The 19341-nt window shown below is 44.7% G+C and carries 19 protein-coding genes; 14 read left to right on the forward strand and 5 right to left on the reverse strand.

Annotated elements, in window-relative coordinates:
• Nucleotides 1-4 precede the first annotated feature (4 nt).
• A complete protein-coding gene (locus BLR15_RS00260) occupies nt 5-367 on the forward strand; it encodes a YlaH-like family protein (RefSeq protein WP_245696433.1) in 363 nt (120 codons plus the stop codon).
• Between the two features lie 39 nt (nt 368-406).
• Here the strand turns inward: BLR15_RS00260 and BLR15_RS00265 are convergent, their stop codons facing one another.
• Complete coding sequence (locus tag BLR15_RS00265; protein ID WP_092983604.1) at nt 407-889, reverse strand: hypothetical protein; 483 nt, start codon at nt 887-889, stop codon at nt 407-409.
• 149 nt (nt 890-1038) lie between these two features.
• Here BLR15_RS00265 and BLR15_RS00270 point away from each other — a divergent pair, with 149 nt between their 5' ends.
• The 4 genes from BLR15_RS00270 to BLR15_RS00285 all read left to right on the forward strand — a co-directional run bounded on the left by BLR15_RS00270 (nt 1039) and on the right by BLR15_RS00285 (nt 8161).
• Nucleotides 1039-1332, forward strand: coding sequence for an Fpa/YlaN family protein (locus BLR15_RS00270; RefSeq protein ID WP_407927500.1), 294 nt, complete (start codon nt 1039-1041; stop codon nt 1330-1332).
• A 32-nt stretch (nt 1333-1364) separates the two neighbouring features.
• Complete coding sequence (locus BLR15_RS00275) at nt 1365-2546, forward strand: FtsW/RodA/SpoVE family cell cycle protein (RefSeq protein ID WP_092983606.1); 1182 nt, start codon at nt 1365-1367, stop codon at nt 2544-2546.
• A gap of 101 nt (nt 2547-2647) precedes the next feature.
• Entirely contained in the window at nt 2648-6088 is a 3441-nt protein-coding gene (locus BLR15_RS00280) for a pyruvate carboxylase (RefSeq protein ID WP_092983607.1), read from the forward strand.
• A 135-nt stretch (nt 6089-6223) separates the two neighbouring features.
• Nucleotides 6224-8161 carry an aconitate hydratase gene (locus tag BLR15_RS00285; protein WP_092983608.1) on the forward strand — a complete coding sequence of 646 codons (1938 nt, stop codon included), beginning with the start codon at nt 6224-6226 and terminating at the stop codon, nt 8159-8161.
• A 424-nt stretch (nt 8162-8585) separates the two neighbouring features.
• Here the strand turns inward: BLR15_RS00285 and BLR15_RS00290 are convergent, their stop codons facing one another.
• A complete protein-coding gene (locus tag BLR15_RS00290) occupies nt 8586-9485 on the reverse strand; it encodes a COX15/CtaA family protein (RefSeq protein WP_092983609.1) in 900 nt (299 codons plus the stop codon).
• Between the two features lie 317 nt (nt 9486-9802).
• On the opposite strand from BLR15_RS00290, the gene cyoE reads away from it, so the two are divergent.
• From cyoE to BLR15_RS00325, 7 genes are all read left to right on the forward strand, one after another.
• Nucleotides 9803-10723 carry a heme o synthase gene (gene cyoE, locus BLR15_RS00295; protein ID WP_092983610.1) on the forward strand — a complete coding sequence of 307 codons (921 nt, stop codon included), beginning with the start codon at nt 9803-9805 and terminating at the stop codon, nt 10721-10723.
• 28 nt (nt 10724-10751) lie between these two features.
• Nucleotides 10752-11930, forward strand: coding sequence for a cytochrome c oxidase subunit II (coxB, locus tag BLR15_RS00300; RefSeq protein WP_176754007.1), 1179 nt, complete (start codon nt 10752-10754; stop codon nt 11928-11930).
• 3 nt (nt 11931-11933) lie between these two features.
• Nucleotides 11934-13853 (forward strand): cytochrome c oxidase subunit I, encoded by a 1920-nt coding sequence (locus tag BLR15_RS00305; RefSeq protein ID WP_092983611.1) that lies wholly within the window; start codon nt 11934-11936, stop codon nt 13851-13853.
• Entirely contained in the window at nt 13853-14479 is a 627-nt protein-coding gene (locus tag BLR15_RS00310) for a cytochrome c oxidase subunit 3 (protein ID WP_143003904.1), read from the forward strand. Before BLR15_RS00305 ends, BLR15_RS00310 begins: the two co-directional genes overlap by 1 nt.
• Nucleotide 14480: 1 nt before the next feature.
• Nucleotides 14481-14825 carry a cytochrome C oxidase subunit IV family protein gene (locus BLR15_RS00315; RefSeq protein ID WP_052256713.1) on the forward strand — a complete coding sequence of 115 codons (345 nt, stop codon included), beginning with the start codon at nt 14481-14483 and terminating at the stop codon, nt 14823-14825.
• A gap of 133 nt (nt 14826-14958) precedes the next feature.
• Complete coding sequence (ctaG, locus tag BLR15_RS00320) at nt 14959-15912, forward strand: cytochrome c oxidase assembly factor CtaG (RefSeq protein ID WP_092983613.1); 954 nt, start codon at nt 14959-14961, stop codon at nt 15910-15912.
• Between the two features lie 20 nt (nt 15913-15932).
• On the forward strand, nt 15933-16388 hold the full coding sequence (locus BLR15_RS00325) for a DUF420 domain-containing protein (RefSeq protein ID WP_052256711.1): 456 nt from the start codon (nt 15933-15935) through the stop codon (nt 16386-16388).
• A gap of 166 nt (nt 16389-16554) precedes the next feature.
• On the opposite strand, the gene BLR15_RS00330 is transcribed toward BLR15_RS00325, so the two are convergent.
• Nucleotides 16555-16911 carry a YugN family protein gene (locus tag BLR15_RS00330; protein WP_092983614.1) on the reverse strand — a complete coding sequence of 119 codons (357 nt, stop codon included), beginning with the start codon at nt 16909-16911 and terminating at the stop codon, nt 16555-16557.
• A 125-nt stretch (nt 16912-17036) separates the two neighbouring features.
• Between BLR15_RS00330 and BLR15_RS00335 the strand changes: the two genes are divergently transcribed.
• Nucleotides 17037-17474 carry a YlbF/YmcA family competence regulator gene (locus BLR15_RS00335; protein WP_052256709.1) on the forward strand — a complete coding sequence of 146 codons (438 nt, stop codon included), beginning with the start codon at nt 17037-17039 and terminating at the stop codon, nt 17472-17474.
• 181 nt (nt 17475-17655) lie between these two features.
• Here BLR15_RS00335 and BLR15_RS00340 read toward each other — a convergent pair whose 3' ends face one another.
• The gene (locus tag BLR15_RS00340; protein ID WP_092983615.1) at nt 17656-18576 is read right to left on the reverse strand and encodes a glycerophosphodiester phosphodiesterase family protein; all 921 of its coding nucleotides are present in this window, start codon (nt 18574-18576) and stop codon (nt 17656-17658) included.
• 97 nt (nt 18577-18673) lie between these two features.
• Between BLR15_RS00340 and BLR15_RS00345 the strand changes: the two genes are divergently transcribed.
• The gene (locus BLR15_RS00345; protein ID WP_092983616.1) at nt 18674-18937 is read left to right on the forward strand and encodes a DUF2129 domain-containing protein; all 264 of its coding nucleotides are present in this window, start codon (nt 18674-18676) and stop codon (nt 18935-18937) included.
• Here BLR15_RS00345 and BLR15_RS00350 read toward each other — a convergent pair.
• Nucleotides 18934-19305, reverse strand: a complete 372-nt coding sequence (locus tag BLR15_RS00350; RefSeq protein WP_092983617.1) for a DUF7147 family protein — start codon at nt 19303-19305, stop codon at nt 18934-18936. The genes BLR15_RS00345 and BLR15_RS00350 overlap by 4 nt on opposite strands.
• Nucleotides 19306-19341 lie beyond the last annotated feature (36 nt).

The raw sequence follows: 19341 nt of genomic DNA on the forward strand, positions 1-19341 counted from the left end.
ATAAGTGTTTCTCCCAGCTGTATTATCGAGTGCTTCAGTTAATGTCAATGAGCGCTTGACCTTTTTCGGCAGACTTTACGGCCTGGATACAAATCCGGAGACTGGAATGTGGCTGCTGTTTATCACAATATTCGCCTTATGCATACTTGTTTATGTGCTCGGGTTTGCCCGTAAGATCAAACTCTGGCAAAATGTTGTCGTCTATATTGCAATGTTCTTCGGCGCCCTGATATTGACTTTCTTCGGTGCATTCCTGCCGGTTGCAGAAAGTCTGATTGTAGCTGCGATAGTGCTTGGACTCTACAGGTTCAGGCTGCACAGGGAACGCAGGGCTGGCAATATACCGCCAAAGCAGAAACAAAACTGATTAAAAAATCACGCCGGATATTTTTCCGGCGTGATTTTTTTAGTTTATGGAGATGCCAGTCACATGCTGAAGTCTGGTTTCAATATCATTATCTGAAATGACGACCAGGTCGATCATGTTGTCATCATACATTCTCTTGCCGTCCTGGCTGAACTGGGCGTAATGTCTGCCGCGTTCACTGTATGGCAGAATCGTCGTGCCTTCGTCATGTGTATATGTAATCATCGCGTCTTCGCCGCGTTCCGGCTCGGTGTATTCGAGAAATGTATCCAGTCTGATGATGAATGTCTCTTCCAGCAGCTGTGAATTCTTATATTTCTTTTCGGATTTCAAAGTCGGGGGCTTGCTGCTGCCTTCAATGATCTGACGGTTCCATTCCGTGTTATCGGAAAATGTAATACTGTCGTCATCCTGTTCGGCTTTAAGCGCGTCTTCCAAAGTGATTTTACGATCATCAAAAATCCATGTTGAAGGATCTAATGTAATTTGAAACTTGATATCTCCGAGAATCTGTATAACCATATATAATCGCTCCTTATACTGTTCATTATATCAAAAGATAGTTTGATATTATACGTCAATAATGAATTTCTAGTCTTTTGATTCCTTGCAATTTTGACGTCGGTGATATAAAATTTTTATTATAGCTAAAAGAGGGGGTAAGTGTGTCCATGAAAGAAGAATTGCGTCATCAGGCATATGAACAGCTTGAAGCAGATGCTGACCGTATTGTACAGCTGATTAAAGTTCAGATGGACAATTTGACGATGCCCCAATGCCCGGTCTACGAAGAAGTTTTAGATACCCAAATGTTCGGACTTTCAAAAGAAGTGAATTTCGCCGTACGTCTTGGGCTGGTTGATGCAGAAGATGGACGAGAGCTGTTGGAGAGCCTGGAGAAAGAAGTCTCAAAAGTCCATGATTTATATATGCAAGAGGAAAAACTTGAGTCTAAAGAAATTTAATCTTTAGACTTTTTTTAAATGAGGGGAACAATGTGCAATACGTTAAAGATTTTTTCAATTACGTCAAAGCTTATTCCAAATACGTAGACTTCACAATTATCATCATATATGTACTTCTCAGCCTGATCGGACTCGTCATGGTCTACAGTTCAAGCATGGTCATGGCGGCAAATAATGATAATATTTCATCGCCTGAATATTTTTACATAAGGCAGGCGATTTTCATCTTTCTTGGATTTTCCATCGTGTTCTTCATGAGCTACTTCATGTCCGGTGAAATTTTCAAAGAGAAAAAATTCCAGCTGACAGCGATCGTCATCATCATGCTGCTGCTTTTTTACACGTTGTTTTTCGGCGATGTGGTCAACGGTCAGCGAAACAGAATCCAGTTCGGTCCGCTCAGCCTGCAGGCACAGGAATTTTTCAAAGTGCTTGTCATCATCTATATGGCATATATATATGACAAGAAGATATCACTTTCCAAAATGCAGACTCAGGATTACATTTACCCGCTGACATTCATCGGCGCGTGTTCCGGTCTTGTACTGCTTACCGATTTTGGTACATGGATGGTCGTTGCAGCCATCATCATCGGAATTTTCATCTATTCGGGTGTGCCGCTTAAATTCATTTTGAAAACAGGTCTTGTCATCACTGTGGCGGGCGGTGTGCTGACACTGATTTCCTACCTGTTCCAGGGCCAGATTTTGTCGGATTATCAGATTGCCAGGATAGAGACATTCATCAACCCGTTCACCGATCCGATGGGTGCCGGGTATCAGCTGACGAATTCCCTGATAGCCATTTCACATGGCGGCATTACGGGCACCGGCCTTGGTAACGGGGTGATGAAACTCGGTTATCTGCCGGAGCCGCACACCGACTTCATATTTGCCGTGCTCGCGGAAGAACTTGGCCTTATCGGCGTATTTTTCACCATGATACTGTTTGTGATTTTAATATTCAAAGCGCTGAAATATGCTGCTGTTTCGAAAGATAAGTTCTACAGCCTGATCTGTGTGGGTGTGGCATTGTATATTACTTTGCAGCTGTTCGTCAATATCGGAGGGATTTCAAAAATCATTCCTTTGACGGGCGTACCGCTCCCGCTTCTCAGCTACGGAGGATCTGCATTCCTTTCCGTTTCAATGGCGGTAGGACTTCTGATCATCGCGGCAAAGCATGTAAAGAAAGAAAAAGAAGGGTTTCAATAGCCGGTAATTAAAATTTATCGGTTTTTATTTTCAATTAATAGTGTGAATTTTATAAATTTTATTATATAATAAGCTCATTATGCTTTTGGGAGGAATTTCTTATGAACAAGATACATAAATTACTTGTTGCGAACAGGGGTGAAATTGCGACTCGTATTTTCAGGGCTGCAACAGAGCTTAATATTACGACAGTCGCAATTTACAGTAATGAAGATAAAGGTGCACTGCACCGTTATAAGGCGGACGAAGCTTATCTGGTGGATCCGGATCTGTCCCCGACCGAAAGTTACCTTAATATAGAAGCAATCATCAAAGTGGCAAAGAACGCAGGCGTGGATGCAATTCATCCGGGCTACGGTTTTTTAAGTGAAAATAAAGAATTCGCAACCCGCTGTGCTGAAGAAGGTATCATTTTCATCGGACCTGAAGTGCGTCATCTTGAAATGTTCGGCGATAAGGTCCGTGCACGTGAAACGGCAATCTCGACAGGTCTGCCGATCATTCCGGGCAGTAAGGATGCGGTCAAAGATTTCAGCGAAGTAGAAGAATTCATTGAAAATCATGGTTATCCGATCATCATCAAGGCAATTTCCGGCGGCGGCGGTAAAGGTATGCGCGTCGTCAAGGAAGATGATAATTTGAGAGACAGCTACGACCGTGCCAAGAGTGAGGCATTGAAATCATTCGGCAACGCGGAAATATACCTTGAAAAATTCATCGATCAGGCGAAGCATATCGAAGTGCAGGTCATCGGTGATACACAAGGCAACATCGTTCATCTATATGAAAGAGACTGTTCGGTGCAGAGACGTCATCAGAAGCTTGTAGAAGTCGCGCCTTCCGTCGGACTGACGCATGAGCTCCGTGAAGACATCTGTGAAGCGGCAAGAGATATGGCTGAACAGATCGGCTATGTCAACGCAGGTACGGTTGAATTCCTCGTTGCGGACGGCGAATTTTATTTCATAGAGGTCAACCCTCGTGTTCAGGTTGAGCACACGATCACTGAAATGGTGACGGGTGTGGACATCGTCAAGACGCAGATCCAGGTTGCAGACGGCAAGGATCTGTTCGGGGAGGATATCGGCATGCCCCATCAGAAAGATATCCCGCTGATGGGCTTTGCGGTACAGTGCCGTATCACTACTGAAGATCCGCTGAATGATTTCATGCCGGATACGGGTGAAATCATGGCCTACCGTTCAAGCGGCGGTTTCGGTGTCAGACTGGATGCCGGCGACGGTTTCCAGGGTGCTGAAATTTCACCGTACTATGACTCGCTGCTCGTAAAGCTGTCCACACACGGTCTGACTTATAAAGATGCGAATGAAAAGATGGGACGCAGCCTGAAAGAGATGCGTATCCGCGGCATCAAGACAAACCTTCAGTTCCTTTTGAATGTTGTCGAAAACGAAGATTTCCTGAAAGGGGACTACTCGACGAAGTTCATCGATACGACGCCTTCATTATTCGAATTCGAAAAACCGAAGGACAGAGGTACGAAGACGCTTGAATACATTTCGACGATTACGGTGAATGGATTCCCGGGTGTGGAAAAGAGAGAAAAACCTCATTTTGATCCGCCGAGAATACCGGATTACACGCCGGAAATTGTCGACGGTACAAAACAGATACTTGATGAGAGCGGACCAGAAGGGCTCGCCAAATGGCTGAAAGAGCAGGACCAGACACTGATCACGGATACGACGATGCGTGATGCACACCAGTCGTTACTCACGACACGTATCCGTACGTTTGATATGAAAAAGATTGCACCTTACACTGCACATGATCTGAAAGATGCATTCAGTCTTGAGATGTGGGGCGGTGCAACGTTCGACGTGGCATACAACTTCCTGAAGGAAGATCCGTGGGCAAGGCTCGCGACGCTCAGAAAAGACATTCCGAACGTACTGTTCCAGATGCTGCTGCGTGCATCCAACGCTGTCGGCTATAAAAATTATCCGGATAACCTTGTCGAGAAGTTTGTCGCGGAGAGTGCAGAGAGCGGCATAGACGTCTTCAGAATCTTCGATTCGCTGAACTGGCTTGAAGCGATGAAACCTGCGATTGAAGCGGTGCTTAAAACAGATAAAGTCGCTGAAGGCGCGATCTGTTACACTGGTGACATCCTGAATCCTGAACGCTCAAACGTCTACACTCTGGATTACTATAAGAATATGGCGAAAGAACTTGAAGCACAGGGTGTTCACATTCTGGCAATAAAAGACATGGCCGGTCTGCTGAAGCCGAAAGCAGCCTACGAGCTGATCGGTGAATTGAAACAGACTGTGGATATCCCGATCCACCTGCATACGCATGATACGAGCGGCAACGGCGTATTCACATATGCAAAAGCGATCGAAGCGGGCGTCGATGTCGTCGACACTGCCCTCGGTGCGCTGAGCGGACTGACTTCACAGCCGAGTGCGAACAGCCTGTCCTATGCGCTGGACGGTACAGACAGAAATATCCGTGCAGATATCGATGGTCTGGAAAGACTCAGCCAGTACTGGGAAGATGTGCGTAAATACTATGTGGACTTCGAAAGTGACATCAAGAGCCCGCACACTGAAATCTACCAGCACGAAATGCCGGGCGGACAGTATTCAAACCTTCTGTCCCAGGCAAGGTCAATGGGTCTCGGCGAAAGATACGGCGAAGTGAAGAAGATGTACCAGAAAGTGAATATGTTGTTCGGTGATATCGTCAAAGTCACACCGTCATCGAAAGTTGTCGGCGATATGGCGCTGTTCATGGTACAGAACGAACTGGATGAGGATTCACTGTTCAAGCGCGGTGCACATCTGGACTTCCCGGATTCCGTCGTGAGCTTTTTCAAAGGTGAAATCGGTATTCCGGTGACAGGCTTCAATGAAGATCTGCAGAAACTTGTGCTGAAAGGCACTGAGCCGCTTAAAGAGCGTGCGGGTGAAATGATGGAGCCGATTGATTTTGATGCGCTCCGTGAAGAGATTGCAGAATTCCAGGAAACTGAAGTGACGGATCAGGATATACTGAGCTACGCACTGTATCCGAAAGTTTACAAAAACTTCGTTACGACGAATGAGAGCTTCGGTAACGTGGACAGACTCGATACACCGACATTCCTGTTCGGCATGCGTAAAAATGAAGAGCTGGAAATCGTCATCGATAAAGGTAAGACGCTGATCGTCAATCTGCTGTCGATCGGTCACGTCCATGAGGACGGCTACCGCTGGATGTACTTTGAACTGAACGGTTTCCCGCGCAAAGTCAAGATCAAAGACGACAGCGTGGAATCGAAAGTGGCCAGACTTCAAAAAGCAGATCCTAAAAATATCGGCCATATCGGTGCACAGATGCCGGGTACGGTCAGCTCGATAAAATTCAAGGCCGGCGATTCCTTCGAAAAAGGGGACATCATCATCATCACAGAAGCGATGAAGATGGAAAACTCGGTCAAGGCACCTTTTGCCGGAACGGTTACGGAAGTATACGTTGAAGAGGGCGACAGTGTTGAATCGAATGACCTGATGGTCCTTGTTGACAAGAAGGACTGATATAAATGGAGGCACCAGTCACAAAAGTGGCTGGTGTTTTTTATTGAATAAAGAATGATTGCAGTTTGTAAGTTTAACTTTCTCTGTTAAGTGAATATTACTAATAAGGAAGAAATAACCAGAGGAGGGGTAAAGATGCAGCTTAATGTTGCCGAGAAACTGATTCAGGACCATCTGGTTTCCGGTGAAATGAAGACCGGTGAAACGATCGGACTGAATATTGATCAGACGTTGACACAGGACGCGACAGGGACTTTGGTGATGCTTGAGCTTGAAGCGATGGAGATTGACAAGGTGAGTACGGAAGTTTCCGCGCAGTACGTGGACCACAATCTAATTCAGGGTGACTACCGTAATCCGGATGATCATAACTTTCTGCGGAGCGCTTCGAATAAATTCGGCATCCATTACAGCCAGCCGGGGAACGGGGTGAGTCATCCGGTTCATATGCAGGAGTTTGCAAAGCCCGGAAAGACACTGCTCGGCTCGGACAGTCATACATGTGCAAACGGCGCAATGGGCATGCTTGCCATGGGCGCCGGCGGCATTGACGTGACGCTCGCCATGACGGGAGAACCGTATTATGTCGATATGCCGAAAGTTATGGGTGTCGAACTTACCGGCAGGCTGCCTGAATGGGTCAGTGCGAAAGATGTGATTTTGGAAATGCTGCGCCGCCACAGTGTAAAAGGCGGGGTCGGCAGAATCATTGAATATTACGGCGACGGACTGGATGATTTGTCTGCAATGGACCGCCACGTCATCGCGAATATGGGTGCAGAGCTCGGTGCTACGGCATCGGTCTTTCCTTCGGATGAAGCTGTGAAGAAATTCCTGAAATCCCAGGACCGTGAAGATGAATGGTATGAACTGAAGGCGGACGAGGGCGCAGAGTATGATGAATACGACCAGATCAATCTGTCGGAGCTGGAACCGCTCATAGCGAAACCGACGAGCCCGGACAATGTCGTGCCGGTAAGCGAAGTGGCGGGCGATGAGATCTACCAGTCTTACATCGGTTCATCGGCCAATCCGGGCTACCATGATTTTGCGATTGCCAGTGAAATTGTCAAAGGCAGTGTCATTGCACCGGGGACATCATTCGATATCAATCCGACTTCGAGGCAGATGCTGCAGCATCTCGTGGAAAACGGACATATCGCCAATTTCCTGTCGGCCGGCGCGCGCCTGCACCAGGCAGGCTGTAACGGCTGTATTGGAATGGGACAGGCGCCGGCCACGGGCCACAACAGTTTGAGGACGACACCGAGAAACTTCCCCGGACGTTCCGGAACAGTGGAAGATTCAGTGTTCCTGTGCAGTCCGGAGACTGCAGCGGCATCTGCACTCGCGGGCGAGATCACAGATCCGAGAACACTGGATATGGATTATCCTGAAATTCCGGACCCGGCACCGAAGATCGACCACTTCCTGATGGAAGCACCACCGGAAGACAACAGCGGGATTGAACTCGATAAAGGACCGAATATTACAGCGATACCCGAATTCGATGCAATCCAGGACAGCTTCGACCTGCCGGTACTGCTGAAAGTCGGTGACAATCTGTCCACGGATGAAATACTTGCCGGCGGTTCGAGAGTGCTGCCGTTCCGCAGCAACATCCATGAGATCAGTGAATTCACATTTGAAAGAGTCGACGAAACATATACCGACGACGCGAAAGAATTGAAGGAAAAAGGCGGCCATATTGTCGTCGGCGGCTACAACTATGCGCAGGGTTCCAGCAGGGAACACGCCGCACTCGCCCCGAGATACCTGGGACTGAGAGTCGTACTCGTTAAAGACTATGCAAGAATCCACCGCCAAAACCTGATCAACTTCGGCATACTGCCGCTCACATTCGTCAATGATGACGAATATAAATTGATTGAACAGGGCGCTGTGCTCGAGTTCAGAAATACACACGACAATATACGGAGTGACGAAACATTCGAAGTTGAAATAAAAGGCACCGGACAGACTGTTGAAGTCAGACACGACCTGAATGACCGCCATAAGGAAATACTCCTTGCAGGCGGCATCATCAACTGGGTTAAAGAAAAGCAGAAGTGATCGTTAGAGATTTTATAGTGCAGCAGCTGAACCCCTTGAAGGTTCAGCTGTCTTTTTTTGAGTTTGAAGAAGCCCCGGGACGGGGGTGCCTGCTCACCTGGGCTGATATTTTGAGCTGGGTGAGCAGATATAGAGTCTGTCTGCTCACTTGGGCTAATATTTTGAGTTAAGTGAGCAGATATTGAATCTGCCTGCTCACCTGGGCTGGTATTTTGAGCTGGGTGAGCAGATATTGAGTCTGCCTGCTTACCTGGGCTGATATTTTGAGCTGAGTGAGCAGATATTGAATCTGCCTGCTCACTTGGCACGTGAAATGAAGATGAGTGAGCATCCGGGGTTTTATTTTTAATCAGCGACAACCGCGCTCAACAAAAAATTCAGCCGGGCAGCGTATCGCGCGCCTCGGCTGAATTCAAAATTTTCCCTATGATTTTGTCCTTGACAGTAACATGATGAAGTAGCACAGCAATCCGAACAGTAATGTGATGAACAGTGCGTGCAGCAGTGCAATGAAGATGTTCACCATTGTAAATACGCTGAGCAGGCCTGTAATCATCTGTAATATGATAAGAATGAATGCAATGATCCATCCGTAATGCAATACGCGGTACTGACTGTAATGTCTGATTGCGTGGATCATGATAAGAAATACCCATATAATTGCGAGTCCTGCGAGTGCTCTGTGTCCCATCTGGACGGCTTCGTAGAAGTTTGTCGGCATAATGTGGCCGGGTTTACAGTGCGGCCAGCTGAGACAAGCGAGTGATGAGTCAGTGTGTCTGACCAAAGCTCCGGAATAAACAACGAAATATATGTAGATTGTTAGAAATATCGTATTGTATCTTAAAAATGATCCGACTTGTAATTTTGTTGCATCGAACTTCAAGTCGACTTCGAATACCAGTAATGTCAATAGGAATACGGCAGCGAAACATATCAGTGATATGCCAAAATGTGCTGCGAGTACAAAATCGCCTTCCCATATTCCAACTACAGCTGCAGCACCAATCAATGACTGAATGATGATAAAACCAAATGATACAGCAACAAGGAACTTGGTTTCGCGCTTCTCGGGAATCTGTCTCAATGCCATGATACATAATATGGCAAGGAGGATGATTGCAATACCGGAAACACCTCTATGAGCGATTTCGATAATCGTTTCGATCGGCCAGTCACTCGGTATCAATTTACCGTGACATAACGGCCATGAATCGCCGCACCCATCTGCGGAACCTGTTTTGGTTACCAGCGCTCCGCCCACCTGGACGAAGACCATGGCTATAGTGGTTATGAGTGCCACAATTTTTAAGTTTTTGTACAATTGTCACACCTCAATCAAGACTTAAGAAATTAACCTCATGAATCCATAATATATATGAAAGAAGTTGTCATTGCAATATTAATTATTTGGAATTACTCTTAACAATTCTTAAATATATGGTAAAATCAATATGTGAAACACTCTAGATTAGTATAAGTCAGTTTATCATTTATGACACATACTGTTCATGAAGATTTAATGAACAATTCGTAAAACATATAAAATGTAACAATTTTATTGTGGAATTGTATAGTATTTGTGTCCCGACTGATTTATTATTAGAGTTAAATGTTTCTGTTATGAAAGGAGGCGTAGAGATGCAAGGTGATGCTTACAGTGAAATTGTAAAGCAGAATCCAAATGATATAACATTCAAAGCAGTTAAAACGTTATTAAAAGATGGGATAATAAAGTCCAATCTTATTCCAGCATTTGCTGCCGGATTTGTAGCTGTGATGTATTACAGCTTGTCATTTTTTCAGAACTTACCATTGTTATTACTCATGACAGTAGCGACAGCACTTGTCATAGGTGGAGTTTGTGCGCTGAATAATTTTTATGACAGAGACATAGACAGGATCATGGAATCAAAAAAGGATCGTCCAAGTATTGACGGAACGTTTACAGGAAAGCAGATTTTAATGATCGGTTTCGGTTGTCTGGGCGTTGGGCTGATCATGTTATTCTCCGTTAATCCAACTGCAGGAACGCTCGGTCTGGTCGCAGCATTTGGCTACACCGTCGTTTATTCGATGTTTGGGAAACGACATTTTGTTTCCAATACAATCATTGGGGCTGTACCTGGAGCGATGCCGCCGTTGATCGGCTGGGCTGTCATTGACCCGGGTCTTCATATGATTGCATGGGCGATGTTCATTGTGATGTTCATTTGGCAAATGCCGCACTTTTACGGATTAGCAATTAGAAGAAGCGAAGAATATAAGCTTGCTGCCATTCCAATGCTGCCATCTGTAAAGGGTAATGAAAGAACAAGACGCTCGATTGTGTTTTGGGTAACACTTCTTTTGTTCACACCTGTTTTAATGGTAGAACTTGGCTTATGGTTTGTGCTGCTTGCCACCGCGTTAAATTTGGCCTGGCTGTACATATCATTGAACCGATTTAAACCAATTGAAGACTATAACCGCTATGCCGGTCGGGTATTTGTCTTCTCACTAAATTACATCGTTATATTCTTTGTAATGATTGTAATTGCCGGCTTACTCGTGAATATATAAAGTTATTGGATGAAAGAGGGGTTAAAACATGAAGAATCATTGGATGAAAGCTAAATGGATAGGATTGATCACTGTCCTAATGGTCTTTTTATCTGGTTGTGGGAAGAATCATTTGAGTGCTTTGAGACCGGCTGGTGAAGTGGGTCAAGAGCAGTTTAACTTAATGATACTCTCAATTATTATTATGCTTTTGGTAGTAGTAGTGGTTACAGTATTATTTACAATTGCAGTGGCTAAAAACCGTCGCAGTAAGAAAGGTGAAGATTTCGAACCGAAGGACGTGGCAACAAACCACACTTTGGAAATCATCTGGACTACAATCCCAATCATTTTACTTATCATTTTAACAGTCCCTACAGTGTATCTTGTATTTAAACAGGCGGATACTAGTGCAAGTGTGACTGACGAAGGTGAAGTGAATCCTGAGGAAAATGTCATCAACGTCCGCGCTTACCAGTACTGGTGGGAGTTTGAATATCCAACAGAACAAGTCGTCACTTCACAGGAAATGGTAGTACCGACTGATGAAAGAGTTTACTTCAACCTTATGGGTGTAGACGTAAAGCACTCATTCTGGGTGCCGGCAGCAGGCGGTAAGCTTGATACAAACATTGATGGTATCAACAGTTTCTATCTCGTATTTGATGAAGAAAGTGCACAGGAAAGTGACCAGTTATTCTACGGTAAATGTGCTGAACTTTGCGGACCTTCACACGCTCTGATGGACTTTAAAGTCCATGCATTGCCGGCTGAAGAGTACGATCAGTGGCTGGCAGACATGAAAGCTGTTGAAGAGCCGGCTCAGGCGTCTTCTGAAGATGCGCAGGCCGGTCAAGAAATCTTTGCTGACTCATGTATGGCTTGTCACGCAACGACTCCGACAGGTTCAGGCGCAATGGGCCCTAACCTGACGAACTTCGCAGACCGTGAACTGATCGCCGGTTATCTTGAGCACAATGAAGAAAACTTAGAAGAGTGGATCAGAGATCCTGAGTCACTTAAGCCTGGAAATAAAATGACAGGTGCTTATGAGTTGAATGACGAAGAGATCGAAGCAGTTTCAGCTTACCTGATGGAGTTGTCTGTTGAAGAAGGTTCTGGAGATGTTGAGGCTCTTGAAGAAGTCAGACAGTCGAACACTACAGAATCTGAAGGTTCAGAAGGCGAAGAAGAGTCTTCTGCAAATGATGAAGAGGAGGGGAACTAACACATGGCACAAACAAGTACTCAGAAAAAAGGTGTTGGTTCTGTAATCTGGGAATATCTGACGACAGTCGACCATAAAAAGATTGGCATCTTGTATTTGATCGCTGGTGGATTTTTCTTCGCACTTGGTGGTATAGAAGCGATGTTGATCCGTTTACAACTGGCGGTTCCAAACAACGACTTCCTATCAGCAGGATTATATAACGAAATGATCACCATGCATGGTACGACGATGATTTTCCTGGCAGCCATGCCATTACTATTCGCATTTATGAACGCAGTGGTTCCATTGCAGATTGGGGCGCGTGATTTAGCGTTTCCATTTCTGAACTCAATGGGAGTTTGGTTGTTCATTCTCGGTGGTATCTTCCTTAACCTTTCATGGTTCATGGGTGGAGCACCGGATGCGGGCTGGACAAGCTACGCATCACTGTCAATCGACTCGCCTGGACACGGCGTTAACTTCTACGCCCTCGGTCTTCAGATCACAGGTGCAGGTACATTGATGACAGGTATCAACTTTGCAACAACGATTATTACGATGAGAGCACCTGGTATGACATACATGAGAATGCCATTATTCACATGGACGACTCTTGTTGCAGCCATCCTTATCGTATTCGCATTCCCACCGCTTACAATCGGTGTCTTCCTGCTTATATTTGACCGTATGTTCGGTTCAAACTTCTTCATAGTAGAGGCAGGCGGTAACACCATCATCTGGGAGCATTTATTCTGGATTTTCGGACACCCTGAAGTGTACATACTGATACTTCCGGCGTTCGGTATATTCTCTGAGATATTCTCAGTATTTGCCCGTAAGAGATTATTCGGTTACTCAGCAATGGTATTCGCGACACTCCTTATCGGTTTCTTCGGATTCATGGTTTGGGCGCACCACATGTTCACAGTTGGTCTTGGACCGACGGCAAATGCTATTTTCGCAGTAGCGACAATGGCAATCGCGGTACCGACAGGTATTAAAATATTTAACTGGATCGCCACCATTTGGGGCGGTAGTATAGAATTCACAACGCCGATGCTTTACGCAGTCGCATTTATCCCTTCATTCGTAATGGGCGGGGTAACGGGTATCATGCAGGCAGCTGCACCGGCCGACTATCAGTATCATGACTCATACTTTATCGTTGCACACTTCCACTACGTTATCGTTGGTGGTGTAGTATTCGGTCTCCTTGCAGGACTCCACTACTACTGGCCGATAATGTTCAATACGATGCTGAATGAAGTTCTTGGTAAGATTACATTCGTGCTGTTCGTGTTCGGTTTCCACCTGACATTCTTAATCCAGCACTTCCTTGGACTGTGGGGCATGCCGAGACGTGTGTTCACGTTCCTTGATGGACAGGGTTACAACGCAGCGAACATGATCTCCACCGTCGGGGCCTTCTTCATGGCCGCAGGAGTCATCATATTACTGATCAACATTGTAATGACGCTTGTGAAGAACGAAAGAGTCGGAACAGATCCTTGGGGAGACGGCCGTACGCTTGAGTGGTCACTGCCACTGCCGGTACCTTATTACAACTTTGCACAAGTACCATTGGTTCGCGGACTGGATGCATATTGGATTGAGAAGAATGAGGGCGACGGCAAGATGATGCCGGCGGAATCAATCGAAGACTTCCATATGCCGAACAACTCGATCATTCCGCTGATCATGTCACTCGGCCTGTTCATAGCATCGTTCGGTGCACTGTACTTTGCCGACGGTAAAGATTGGGCAATCGATGCAGTATCTGCACTGGATGCAAAACCTTGGGCGTTGCCTGTCCTGGTAATCGGGCTGGGTATCACATTCGTTTCAATGGGTGTACGTTCATGGAAAGACGACCTTGGTTATTATGTAACTAAAGAAGAAATAAAGAAAGATCTTGAAGAATTAGAAAGGGGTGCGAAATAATGGCTAACATGGAATACAATGTGCCTAGCGAAAGATGGCCGGTCCATCCCGAAACTGCTACGGCAGAAGGTAAGAATAAGTTTGTAGGTTTTTGGATATTCCTTGCTGGTGAGACTGTTTTATTCGCATCACTTTTTGCGACTTATCTGGCTCTGAAAGATTCAGTACCAAGTGATGATCACTTACTGGCTTCAGAACTGTTCCATCTGCCGCTTGCATTTGTCATGACGATGTTACTTTTAACATCGTCCCTGACAAGTGTGTACGCGATATACCACATGAGAAACAATAACTTCCAGAAGATGCAGTTGTGGCTCGGTATTACAGCACTTCTTGGTGCAGGGTTCCTTGCACTCGAGATTTATGAGTTTGTGGTGTATGTCGGTCTTGGACATACATTCCGTTCAAGCGCCTTCGGAAGTGCATTCTACTTCCTGATCGGGACGCACGGTTTCCACGTAATTGTGGGACTGATCTGGGTGACATTGCTTATTTTACGTAACGCTAATCGCGGTATGTCTGTCTACACAGCAGCAAAAGTAAATACCTTTACATTGTACTGGCACTTTATTGACGTTGTATGGGTATTCATCTTTACTATCGTTTACCTGTTAGGAGTGTTATAAGATGGCAGAAATGAATCAAGAAGTTATGACAAAATCGCAGCTTGAGTATTTGAGAAACCAGCGTACTAAAGAAATGCGCCATCAGCTCGTATCATTCGGGCTGATGATATTCCTGACATTCATGGCATTCATTCTGGCGGCATCAGATGTACCTGCACAGTTTACGATTCCGATTGTGCTCGGTTTTGCATTCATCCAGGTCATCCTGCAGTTCTTCTATTTCATGCATATGAAAGATAATGGACACGATTTTGCCAAACTGCTTATAATGACTGGAATGTATTTCGCAATCGCATTCGTTGTCTGCATGATCTATATCGTATGGATCGGTGCACCAATCGAATAATATTCATTTAAGACCAACACAAGATGTGTTGGTCTTTTGTCATTATATTGTCATGTAATGGGTCATGGATATATTGTTTAAAAGGACAAAAAAACATATAATGATGATATGTGATAAAAAAGGGTGATTTTTAATGGAAAATTTATCGTCCATATCTATATTTGGATTTATGGCCAATTGGAGCCCTTTCTTTTTCGTATTCACTGTCATGGTCACTGTCGTTTACTTTCTTGTGACGAAAAAATGGTACAGGGAATTTGAAGGCGGACGTCCGATTACGAATAAAGAATCGGCTATATTCATTACAAATATGGTTTTAATTTATATTTTATACGGTTCACCAGTAGATTTGCTGAGCCACATACTTTTCAGTTTCCATATGCTGCAGATGGCATTTGGATTTCTGCTCGCAGCACCGCTTTTTTATGCTGCATTGCCTGAATATTTACAGAAATATCTTGTCGGTCTTCCGGTATTGAAACAGATCTTTGCGATTGCGAAAAAACCGCTTCTTGCACTGATTCTTTTCAATGGTATATTTTCCGTATACCACCTGCCGGTTGTGATGGACAGTCTGAAAATGAGTGCAGTTGCGCATAATGCTGTCATCATACTTTTATTTGTACTGTCACTCGTGATGTTCTACCCGATTTTCAACAAAGTCGAACCGAGGGAGAATCACATGGGCGGACTGTTCAAGATGCTCTATATATTCGGTATCGGTGTTCTTTTGACACCGGCATGTGCTTTGATCATATTTGCTTCAGAGCCGATGTACAGCACATACACTGACGGCGATGCATGGTTGTCTGCGATGGAACTGTGTGTGCCTGCCGGCACACTGGACAGTCTTGTCGGACAAGGTATGATTTCAGGACCGGAATACTTTACAGATTCAGATCCGATCCACGATCAGCAGGCAGCCGGAATCATCATGAAAGTCATGCAGGAAATATTCTTCGGATTCATGCTCGGGTTCATATTCTTCCGTTGGTATAAAGATGAGAGACGTGACGAAGAAGAAGTGACACGCCGTTCGCTAGAAGAAGCTCGTATTAGAAAAGAGTTTCAGAAACAGTTCAGATAATAAGGAGTAGACATAACGATATGGAATTTTTACTGCCGACAATCAATACATTTTTTATCATCCTGAGTGCAATATTCATGGCCATCGGTTTAAAACATATACGTGCCAAGCAGATTGAATTGCATGAAAAATGGATGAAGCTCGCAGCGCTTGCTGCACTGATATTCTTTATAGGCTATGTATCAAAAACAGTATTTATAGGAAGCACGCAATTTGGCGGACCGGATAACCTGGTACCTTTCTATGTAACGTTTTTAATCAGCCATATCATCCTGTCCACAACGGGTGGCGTGCTTGGTGCATACCAGCTGTTTACGGGGACAAAAAGGAAACTCGGCATACACCGTAAAGTCGGTCCTGTCGCAGCAACCATCTGGTTCCTGACAGCAATCACAGGCATCATGGTATATGCATTGCTTTACATCATCTATCCAGGCGGCTCTACAGCAGGTCTGTTTGATGCCATCTTCCATTAAGATAGAACTTAAAGGATATAGATATTAATACTGCACCAGAGCCGTATTCAGGGCTTTGGTGCTGTTTTATTTTCATGGTAAATAAAAAACCGGCTGCGAGAACCTCGATTTAAGGTTTACGGCCGGTTTTTATTAATATAAGTATTAAGCTTTTAAATCAACACTTTTAAATCAACACTTTTAAATCTTTAGTCACTTTACGGATATTGTTGACAGCATGCTCGACAATTCTTTCAGGGAAGTGTTCGTCACTGCCGTATTCAATACCTGTTGGGAAATAGTGTTTACCCATGTAAGGGTCCATCAGCTGGATTGTTGCGTTGTTTGCACCCACATCGCCGTCTACAGCATAGCCCGGCAGGCGCAGATAATAGATACCTTCAGGGATTTCATACTTGAAATCAAAAGTCATACGCTCGTAATCCCAGGAGCCGCCAAGTACCCATCCATTTTTATTCATAACATTTTGTAAGACATCTTGAGGCACAACAACTTTCTCAAGACCAGAGTTTTCGAAAATCATGAAATTTCCTCCCTAGCATTAATAACATTAATTCAATTTTAATCTATAAAGTTGTTAGTTGCAAATAGAATTTCACTCTCGCAAAGAATTCTGAAGTTTGTTACTATAAATTGAGAGGTGTTTTTATGACAACATTACAAGAATTAACACTGCTGGACCAGCTGGACCGGCTGAATCATATGATTAAACAGACCGAAGAATTTGAGCATTACTGTAAATATAATCATCTTATAAATAATGATCCGGAAGTTCTCGAAATCATTTCAACATTCAAAAGGATGAAGGAAGACTTTGAAGAAGTCAGCCGTTTCGGCAAATACCATCCCGACTTCACAACCAAGAGAAGAGAAATCAACCAATATAAGAAAAAATTAGATTTACATCCGATTGTCATGGAATTCAGACGCGCTGAATACCAGCTCCAGGCACTCCTCGACGAAGTGCTTTTCCATATGAGTGAAGACGTCAGCGAACACGTCAACATCGTCAGTGACAATCCATTCTTCGCCAAAGATTCAGGCGGCGGCTGCGCCACAGGCGGAAGCTGTTCCTGCGCAGTATAAGAAGTTTTATAATAAAAACCGGACGCCCTTGATCATCCTCCCATGATGGTTGAGGGTGTTTTGTGTTTTTGAGGTTTGGATGAGGATGTGGTTTAGGTGTCTGGTGTGCAGATAGCATGGTTATACCGGCACACAAAAATACCCGGCTCGACTGAGCCGGGCAGCGTAAATCCCATCTAATCTAGTATCTCTGTTTCATCAGGTGGTGGCTGATGTCAGGAAAGTCCGTAACGATTGTGTGGGCGCCTTTTTGAATGAGTTCGTCCATCTTGTCCATGTCGTTGATGACCCAGTAGCCGACGGCAACGTTCATATTCTGCAGGAATGCGATGAATTTCTCATTATCAAGTGGATAGCCCTTGATATTCACCGGAATCTGGAATGTGTCTGCATTCGGCTGGTAAAGGTGTTTAAACCCTGTCTTGAAACTGAAGTAGGCTTTGGTCACCTGCTCTTCACCGGCACCGAGTGCAATCTCGTCTCCGGAGTACAGTCTGAATCTGTTGATCTGTGAGTCGTGGAAGCTTGTAACAAGCACACGGTCTTCCGCACCGAGTTCCTTGATGAGACGGTAGAGCACGGTCGGCATCAGACTGCCTTCGTAAGTTTCAGGTTTATCTTTGATATCGATATTCACCAGCTTGTCCGGATAGTTTTCAAGCAGTTCTTTCAAGGTAAGGATTTTAGCGTCATCGTGGCCTCTGAACGGTGTGTTTCCTTCGACGTCCCTGAAGTGATGACCGAAATCGAGTTCCTTGAGTTCCGCAAGTGTCATGCTGCTGACGCGGCCTGCGCCGTTTGATGTACGGTCGACGTATGCGTCATGCATGACGACGATCTCTTCGTCTTTCGTCAGACGGATGTCGATTTCAAAACCTTCCACGTTGAATTCGCTGGATTTATCAAATGCCAGTTTAGTATGTTCCGGAGCCAGTGCCATGCCGCCGCGGTGTGCCAAGATGTAGGGCGAGCGTCTTTTAAAGTAGGGTTTGATGTGCTGAACCTTTGTTTCGGACGTGAGTTTCGTACCGATCCACAATCCTCCGACAATGCCTCCCGCAACGCCGATTGTTGTTAAAATTCCTTTGATACATTTTCTCATTTAAAATATCCTCCAGTATGATTCAGTATGATGCTGTTAAAAATTTGTTTCTAAAATGGTATGATATCCTTATACAAATTAGATGGGTGGGACAAACATGTTAAAGAAACGAATTGGCATTTATGTTTATTTTAAACAAAATAAATTCATTAGACAATTAAAACGTTATGGCCATCTGATTTATGTAAATAAAGATAAAAAGTACTTATTATTATATATTAACGAATCAGATGTCTCTCAAACAATGAAAGAGCTGAATAAGCTGAAATACGTCTCTGATGTCATTATCTCACAATATCCCAATATTAAAAGGGAGTATGAACGTGAGAAGCATGAGGCGAAAGATTACAGGGTGATCTAGGTCATCGGCGGCAGCAGGTGGTTCAGTCTCAGCACACCGATCATGTACTGAAAATACTGCTCCGGATCATGAAAATCGTCCGGCGTCCGCGTGGTCATTTCGACTTTTTGAATATTATATTTTTCGAGGCAGTCATTGATGATGTTATATTTCTGTCGATGTTTACTCGCCATTGGGATTCCGCGGTAAATCGTATAGAGTGCCTGGAAGTTTCCGCGCACGGGTGCCATGACGAGGACGAAAGTCGAAGGTTCGTTTTCAACGTGCAGGTAGATGCCTGATTTTATACGCTGACGGTTATATTCGATGAGGGCTTCGAGCTCGAAAATATCGCCGTAGCCATCACCGAGACGGATAAATTTTTGCATGTATGATCAACTCCTGTTATTCATCTTATCTCAAAT

This window comes from Lacicoccus qingdaonensis (assembly GCF_900101075.1).
Lineage (GTDB): Bacteria > Bacillota > Bacilli > Staphylococcales > Salinicoccaceae > Lacicoccus > Lacicoccus qingdaonensis.

Bases quoted from the DNA above. Each gene is read 5' to 3' on its own strand.
- BLR15_RS00265 (WP_092983604.1), bottom strand. From the start codon at position 889: ATGGTTATACAGATTCTCGGAGATATCAAGTTTCAAATTACATTAGAT.
- BLR15_RS00270 (WP_407927500.1), top strand. From the start codon at position 1,039: ATGAAAGAAGAATTGCGTCATCAGGCATATGAACAGCTTGAAGCAGAT.
- BLR15_RS00280 (WP_092983607.1), top strand. From the start codon at position 2,648: ATGAACAAGATACATAAATTACTTGTTGCGAACAGGGGTGAAATTGCG.
- BLR15_RS00285 (WP_092983608.1), top strand. From the start codon at position 6,224: ATGCAGCTTAATGTTGCCGAGAAACTGATTCAGGACCATCTGGTTTCC.
- cyoE (WP_092983610.1), top strand. From the start codon at position 9,803: ATGCAAGGTGATGCTTACAGTGAAATTGTAAAGCAGAATCCAAATGAT.
- coxB (WP_176754007.1), top strand. From the start codon at position 10,752: ATGAAGAATCATTGGATGAAAGCTAAATGGATAGGATTGATCACTGTC.
- BLR15_RS00305 (WP_092983611.1), top strand. From the start codon at position 11,934: ATGGCACAAACAAGTACTCAGAAAAAAGGTGTTGGTTCTGTAATCTGG.
- BLR15_RS00310 (WP_143003904.1), top strand. From the start codon at position 13,853: ATGGCTAACATGGAATACAATGTGCCTAGCGAAAGATGGCCGGTCCAT.
- BLR15_RS00315 (WP_052256713.1), top strand. From the start codon at position 14,481: ATGGCAGAAATGAATCAAGAAGTTATGACAAAATCGCAGCTTGAGTAT.
- ctaG (WP_092983613.1), top strand. From the start codon at position 14,959: ATGGAAAATTTATCGTCCATATCTATATTTGGATTTATGGCCAATTGG.
- BLR15_RS00325 (WP_052256711.1), top strand. From the start codon at position 15,933: ATGGAATTTTTACTGCCGACAATCAATACATTTTTTATCATCCTGAGT.
- BLR15_RS00330 (WP_092983614.1), bottom strand. From the start codon at position 16,911: ATGATTTTCGAAAACTCTGGTCTTGAGAAAGTTGTTGTGCCTCAAGAT.
- BLR15_RS00335 (WP_052256709.1), top strand. From the start codon at position 17,037: ATGACAACATTACAAGAATTAACACTGCTGGACCAGCTGGACCGGCTG.
- BLR15_RS00340 (WP_092983615.1), bottom strand. From the start codon at position 18,576: ATGAGAAAATGTATCAAAGGAATTTTAACAACAATCGGCGTTGCGGGA.
- BLR15_RS00345 (WP_092983616.1), top strand. From the start codon at position 18,674: ATGTTAAAGAAACGAATTGGCATTTATGTTTATTTTAAACAAAATAAA.
- BLR15_RS00350 (WP_092983617.1), bottom strand. From the start codon at position 19,305: ATGCAAAAATTTATCCGTCTCGGTGATGGCTACGGCGATATTTTCGAG.